Source organism: Methylibium sp. T29, assembly GCF_000576205.1.
In the GTDB taxonomy this organism is placed as follows: domain Bacteria; phylum Pseudomonadota; class Gammaproteobacteria; order Burkholderiales; family Burkholderiaceae_C; genus Methylibium; species Methylibium petroleiphilum.
On the sequence record NZ_AZND01000206.1, the window covers coordinates 1 to 6,009 of the forward strand.

The 6,009-nt window shown below is 68.4% G+C and carries 8 protein-coding genes and 3 pseudogenes; 6 read left to right on the top strand and 5 right to left on the bottom strand.

What is annotated here, in order from left to right; translation table 11 throughout:
- The 5 genes and pseudogenes from x551_RS17420 to x551_RS25410 all read left to right on the top strand — a co-directional run.
- A partial coding sequence (locus x551_RS17420) for an adenosylcobinamide-GDP ribazoletransferase (protein WP_036249781.1) occupies positions 1–372 on the top strand: 372 nt, incomplete at its 5' end.
- 1 nt (position 373) lies between these two features.
- Complete coding sequence (locus x551_RS17425) at positions 374–925, top strand: histidine phosphatase family protein (RefSeq protein WP_036249782.1); 552 nt, start codon at positions 374–376, stop codon at positions 923–925.
- Positions 922–1,605, top strand: coding sequence for a 2'-5' RNA ligase family protein (locus tag x551_RS17430; RefSeq protein ID WP_051495876.1), 684 nt, complete (start codon positions 922–924; stop codon positions 1,603–1,605). The genes x551_RS17425 and x551_RS17430 overlap by 4 nt, the downstream gene beginning before the upstream one ends.
- A gap of 222 nt (positions 1,606–1,827) precedes the next feature.
- Positions 1,828–2,153 (top strand): annotated as a pseudogene (locus x551_RS25405) (transposase); the annotation flags it as partial.
- Positions 2,154–2,257: 104 nt separating this feature from the next.
- Positions 2,258–2,392, top strand: a pseudogene (locus x551_RS25410) (IS256 family transposase); the annotation flags it as partial.
- Positions 2,393–2,435: 43 nt separating this feature from the next.
- Here the strand turns inward: x551_RS25410 and x551_RS17440 are convergent.
- From x551_RS17440 to x551_RS17460, 5 genes and pseudogenes are all read right to left on the bottom strand, one after another.
- The gene (locus x551_RS17440) at positions 2,436–3,017 is read right to left on the bottom strand and encodes a plasmid pRiA4b ORF-3 family protein (RefSeq protein WP_036235105.1); all 582 of its coding nucleotides are present in this window, start codon (positions 3,015–3,017) and stop codon (positions 2,436–2,438) included.
- A 3-nt stretch (positions 3,018–3,020) separates the two neighbouring features.
- Positions 3,021–3,236 (bottom strand): annotated as a pseudogene (locus x551_RS17445) (transposase domain-containing protein); the annotation flags it as partial.
- A 126-nt stretch (positions 3,237–3,362) separates the two neighbouring features.
- Positions 3,363–4,016 (bottom strand): tyrosine-type recombinase/integrase, encoded by a 654-nt coding sequence (locus x551_RS17450; protein ID WP_081771389.1) that lies wholly within the window; start codon positions 4,014–4,016, stop codon positions 3,363–3,365.
- Between the two features lie 62 nt (positions 4,017–4,078).
- Positions 4,079–4,636 (bottom strand): tyrosine-type recombinase/integrase, encoded by a 558-nt coding sequence (locus x551_RS28235; RefSeq protein ID WP_081771391.1) that lies wholly within the window; start codon positions 4,634–4,636, stop codon positions 4,079–4,081.
- Complete coding sequence (locus x551_RS17460; RefSeq protein ID WP_231497760.1) at positions 4,633–5,490, bottom strand: tyrosine-type recombinase/integrase; 858 nt, start codon at positions 5,488–5,490, stop codon at positions 4,633–4,635. Before x551_RS17460 ends, x551_RS28235 begins: the two co-directional genes overlap by 4 nt.
- Between x551_RS17460 and x551_RS27580 the strand changes: the two genes are divergently transcribed.
- On the top strand, positions 5,482–6,009 hold a 528-nt coding region (locus x551_RS27580), incomplete at its 3' end, for a hypothetical protein (protein WP_231497761.1). The two genes, x551_RS17460 and x551_RS27580, sit on opposite strands and share 9 nt — an antisense overlap.

The following is a 6,009-nucleotide window of genomic DNA, read 5'->3' on the forward strand; positions in this document are numbered from 1 at the left end:
CCGGCCGCCGCAGCCCTGGTGGCGGCCCATGCGGCCGGGCGGGCCGGTGCGGTGGTGCTGATGCGCGCCTTGCCCTACGCAGGCGACGCGGCGCAGGCCAAGGCACCGTCACTGACGCGCGACACGCTGACGTTCGACGCCGTCTGGGCCGCGCTGATCGGCACGCTGGCGCTGGGCCTGGCGGCGGCCGTGCCGCCTTCCGGCATCCCGGCGTTTGCCGGCGCTTTCGGGGCCCTGGCTGTGATCGTGCTGGAGCTGCGCCGCTGGCTGCGGCAGCGCCTGGGCGGCGCCACCGGCGACACGCTCGGCGCAGCCGAACAGCTGGGTGAAGCAGCGGTGCTGCTGGCCTTCCTCGCGACATGGCCGCGTTGACATGGCAGCGGTGATCCACGCGTGGCGCCACCCGCGCGCCGACGGCGCCACCGGGCGCTGCATCGGCCGCACCGATCTCGCCGTCGACCCCCGGCGCGCGAAGCGGCTGGCCCATCGCATCCGCGCCTTCGAGCGCCGCCATGGCCTGCCGCGGATCGTCGTCACCTCGGACCTGGCGCGCAGCGCCGCGGTGGGCCGATGGCTGGCCCGCTGGGGCTGGATGCACCGGGTGGATGCCGCGCTGGCCGAACTGGATTTCGGCGGCTGGGATGGTCTGCCCTGGCAGGCGGTGCCGCGCGACGCGTTCGATGCCTGGTGCGCCGCCTTCGAGCAGCACGCGCCCGGTGGCGGCGAGTCCGTTGCGGCCTTGCTGCAGCGCGTGCGCGGCTTCCACCCGGGCGATGCGCGCGCCGTCGTCACGCATGGCGGCTGGCTGTCGGCGGCGCTGTGGCTGGCACACAGCGATGGCACCGCGCCCCGCGGCGAGTCTTGGCCCGCGGCGCCACGGCACGGCAGCCGGACCGACGTGGTTTTGCAGGGGCTGGACCGATGACCGAGCTGCAGCCGACCGATGCGCGGGACGACGAGCCGGCGATGACGATTTCATCCGAGCAGCGGGACTTTCCGGAATGGCACCGCGGCCGACCCCGCTTTGCCGTGTGGGCCATCTCGCTGGACGACCCGGCCGTCGAACGGCGGCTCGACCAGGTGCGCGAAGCGCTGCATACTTGGCTGCTGCCCGGCTACAAGCGCCAGGCCCACATCACGCTGCACGTCTGCGGGTTTCCGGCCGCACGCCCAGAACATGCCGACGACTTCGGACCGGCCCAGTTGCAGGCCCATATCGATGCCATAGCGCGAGCCGCGCCGGGCCGCCTCGCGCTGCGCGTCGGTGGCGCCTTCAGCTTCGCCTCGGCCGCCTGCTTGCGCGTGCGAGACGACGGCAGTGCGCTGCAGCGGATGCGGGGGCACTTCGATCAGGCTGCGCGCAGCCACGACGTCACGCCCTATGTGCCCCACGTCACCGCCGGCCTGTATGCCGGCGCCTGGCCGATGCGCGAGGTGCAGGTGCGCCTGCACCGGCTGGCTGCGCTGCCGGACATCGAGCTGCCGGTGAACGCGCTGGACTGGATGGTCTACGACAGCCGGCGAATCGGCGGGCCGCTGTGCAGCCTGCTGCGCGTGGATCTGGCCACCCACCGTGTCGAAGAGCTCGCCCGCTTCTTTGCATGACCACGCTGGATCCACCGATGTCGAAAATTCCCCTGCAGCCGCTGCTCGACGATGCCGGCCTCGGCACCGGAAGATCTGGGGCATCCCTGCACGACATGCAGTCGCAAGCCGTGCATCACCGCCTGCCTGGGCCAAGCACTGGACAGCGGCCCCCTCGACATGCAGGCGTGCCGTCGCCAGCGGCTGGCCGAGAACGATCACCTCGAGACGGAGATCGGACCGATGAAGAAGCGATACACCGAGGAACAGATCATTGGTTTCCTGCGTGAGGCCGATGCCGGGCTGCCGGTCAAGGACCTGTGCAGGAAGCATGGCTTCAGCGAGCCGAGCTACTACGCCTGGAAGGCCAAGTTCGGCGGCATGAACGTCTCGGACGCGCAGCGGCTGAAGGCGCTCGAACTCGAGAACACGAAACTGAAGAAGCTGCTGGCCAACTCGATGCTCGAGATCGACGCGATGCGCGAGGTGCTCAAGGGAAAGTAGCGGCCGTGGCGGCGCGTCGCGAGGTGGTGAAGCAGTTGCAGGAGCGAGGCTTGAGCGAACGCCGTATGCGATGGGATGGACGCCCCCACCCGATAACGGCATCGACGTGCCAGAGTGAGCCTGTCTTGAATTTTGTGTGTGAGGCATAGCATGACGCCAAGGAGCATGTATGCCGAGCAAGACGAAGAACGCGGCGGTTGCCGCCAGGACAGCGGCGCTGCCGAAGATCCCGAAGGAGCTGCTTGACCAGATGCTGGCCGGCGGCGCGCCGATGACGGCCGAGCAGATCAACGCCACGACGATGGGTAAGCGTGCGGCGTAGGCCCTCTTGACGGACCCGACCTTACTCAGAGTTTGATCTGGCTGAGACGGTCGTCGGCCGCGGTGCTGTCGAACGCTGCTGGATCCCAGGCATCGACGCCGATCCACTCGACCATGTGCGCGTGTTCGGGGTCGTTGGGATCGGCCATGGCCCGCACGAAGTCGGCATAGCCGGGCACGCCGCCGCAATCCTCGGGCGGCGTCGCGCCGGCCCCGCCGATGCACAAGGGCAGCGTGAGCAGCGGGTCTGCGGGATGAGTCTTCTCAACGGTGATGCGGTGATCCCAGTAGTCGCCGAAGTCGTAGACATAGCTGAGGGTCGATGTGCGCAGCACCGTGGTCAACCGCACGTTCTCGCTGTTCATCGAGCCGGGTGGGTCGTACATCGGGTCAGCGCTGCCGTAGCGCTCGCCGTCTCCAGCGATGAACTCATGCAGGTGTGCGTGCCCCCAGCCGAAGGCGGCCTGGATCACCAGGTGCAGTCTGAGCAGCGTGATCGTTTGCGGAACCAGCACGCGGCGCCATACCTTGGGCTTCGTGCCGCGCAGCTCGATGCGCACTTGCAGGATGGCCTTGCCGGTGGGCGCGCGTAGTACCTTGGTCGCCATTGCTCAGGCTGCCTGTCGTTGTGGTTCTTCGCTGCGCCGGCCGATGTTCCACGGCAGCAGCTCCTCGATGCGGTTGATCGGGTGATCGGCGATGCGCTCGAACACCTCGCGCAGATACGCCTCGGGATCGAGCCCGTTGAGCTTGGCCGTCTCCACCAGGCTGTAGATCGCCGCAGCACGCTCGCCGCCTGCGTCCGAGCCGAAGAACAGGTAGTTCTTGGCGTCATGCATAAGCGAGCATGACCGCAATCATGCGAACTGCAGTCTTATGCGAATTCGGACGCCGCGTCGGTCGGGTCTGCCCTCGGCGGGAGGAATCGCTCTCGCCGCCGCTACTTCGCATGATCACAACGACCGCAGGAACTGCATCAGTCCCTTCGGTGGTCGGTACCGGGCCGGCTTGACCTCGGGCGGCTTCAGCCGCGCAAGGGCTCGCTGCTTCATCGCCAGGTCGGCCTCGACGTACATATGAGTCGTCGAAGGACTCTCGTGCCCGAGCCACAGCGCGATATCGCAGGGATCGGCGCCCGACTGCAACAAGCTCATTGCGGTCGAGTGTCGAACCAGGTGCGGGGACACCTTCAGCGCGGCGAGTTCGGGGTGAGTCTGAGCGGCCGCCGCGACCGCGCCCTTCAGCCGCTGCGCGACGTTGGCACGCGTCATCGGTTGGCCGTCGCGCCGCGGCAGCAACGCCGAGGCTGGCGCGAGCTGCGGGTTCAGCCGCAGCCAATGGCGTATCTCCGCGGCCGTCGCCTTCCACAACGGCAGCGAACGCTGCTTGCGCCCCTTGCCGTGCAGCCGGACGCACGATGTCGGTCCGAGGGCCACGTCGGCGACGCGGACGCCGATGAGCTCCGACACCCTGGCACCGGTGTTGAACATCAGCGTCAGCAACAAATGGTCGCGTTGTCCTAGCCAGGTCGTGGTCGGAACGTCGATCACCGCCAGCATCTGCTCGCGGGTCAGGAAGCCGACCATCTTGCGGTCGACTCGCTTCATCGGCACCGCCAGCGCACGCTCGATGACGTGCAGGTTGGCGACGTCGCGCCGGGCGGCGAACTTCAGGAACGCACGGGCAGGCTGCGCGACTTGTGGAACTTGGTCTGGCGTACCGTGAGCGTAGCGCCGGGCAGATCGAGATCGGCGAGCCGCAACTTCAAGGCTTCGGAGACGCGCAGCCCGGTCGCGGCGATGAGTCCGAACAGCGTCTTGTAGGTCAACGGGCGCAAGCCGCCCTGCGGTGTCATGCGACCGCACAGTTCGAGCAGATCCCGGATCTCCTGGTCGGTGTAGATGTGCGGAGCCAAGCGCCGATGGCCGCGGCCGAGGATGAACGGCGGCGGCACCTCGGTGGCAGGCTCGAATTGGCGGTGGTGGGCGGCAAAAGGCCGGATGATCTCGAGCCTGCGTGCTGCCGTGACCGAGCTGGTGCGCGTGACGTGCTCGCGCGCCCAGTCCAGCTGCAGCTCGAGCGTCAGCGGCCCGCGATGCCCTCTGGCGTCGGCGAAGCGGGCGAATCTGGCCAGCTCCGTGCCAGGGCTCTTCAGCTCGAAGCCAAGTCGACGGCGCTCTTCGAGATAGCGCTGCACGGCAGCGTGCATTCCCACGCCGCGGCTCATGATGCGCTCCCCGGCCACGGCATCGCCACTGCGGCAAGCCGCCCGGTGTCGACCTTGGCGTAGATCATCGCGGTGTCCAGTGCACGGTGGCGCAGCAGATCGGCGACCTCCTTGAGCGTGCCGCCGCTCGCCAGCAGCCGGCGCGCCAGCGTATGGCGCAGGATGTGCACGCGCGTGAACGGCAGCCCACAGCGCCGGTATGCCTGCCGTACGGTGTTGCGAACGACGTTGGGGCCGATCGGCTCGTCCAGCGGCGCCACGTGGCGAACGAAGACGCGTCGGTTGACGGTGGTCGGCCGCTCCGAACGAAGATACGCGGCGATGGCGCGCCCGGTGGCCCGCGGCAGTGGCAGCACGTCCACGCGGCGCGACTTGCCCTTGCCGATGCGCAGCGTGCCGGCCTCCCAATCGATGTCGTCAAGCTCCAGGCTGACGACCTCGCGTGCACGCAGCCCAAGGTCAACCAAGCAACGCACCATCGCATAGCCGCGCCGATGCGACGGCAACTCCGGCGGGAAGGCGTTCAGCAGCCGCGTCACGTCGCTGTTCGATAGCGTCTGCGGTAGCGGCGCCAATCTCCAGTGGGCCGGCGACGCGATGAGGGGCAGCAGGTGCGCCACCCGCGGCCCCTCGAGGGCGCGGTGGCGCAGGTAGCAGCGCAGCGCGCTCGCCATCGACCCGCCGCTGCCCGGGCTGATGCGCGAGAGTTCCTGAGCGATGAACCGGCGCAGGGTATCGGCGCTCGGCACGACCGTCACCTCCGAGCCGGCGGTGGCGCAGAACTCGAGCAGCGATCGAACGACGCTCAGTCGCCGAATGCGGGTGCTCTCGGCCAGACCCATTGCATGAAGCATGTGAGCGTCGAAGCGCTCCAACTGATCCTTGATCGGGTCGGGTCGGTCGCTGCGGACCAGCGCGCCGGCGTCGACCAGCGTGGTCAGCAACTGCCGCAGCGCAGCCCGGACTTGATGACGGACGCGCTGTACCGGCGGAGGGCAATTGCAGCTCGGCAGGTGCTCGTCAAGGAAGTGCCGGACGACCTCGTCGTCAAGATCTTGCGCGCGAATTCGGCGCCGGCAAGTCCAGCGGGCGAAGTGGACGACGCTGCACACGTACGCGTGCACCGTGCCGTGCGCATAGCGCCGCTCGAGGAGGCGGCGCACGTAGGCCGGTATGAAGGGCGCCAGATCGCTGTCGCGCAGCCACGCTGCGGGCACCGGATGAATGGACTCGAACGTATCCAAGAAGCTCTCCTGAAGTGGGGTTGCCACCGCAGGAGGCGCCTGCTCTTATGCGAAGTCCAGACCTCGATTGCAGCGCCGGTCGCCTTGACACGGTTCGCGTTGCTCGAAGGCTCCAACGACAAGTTCGCA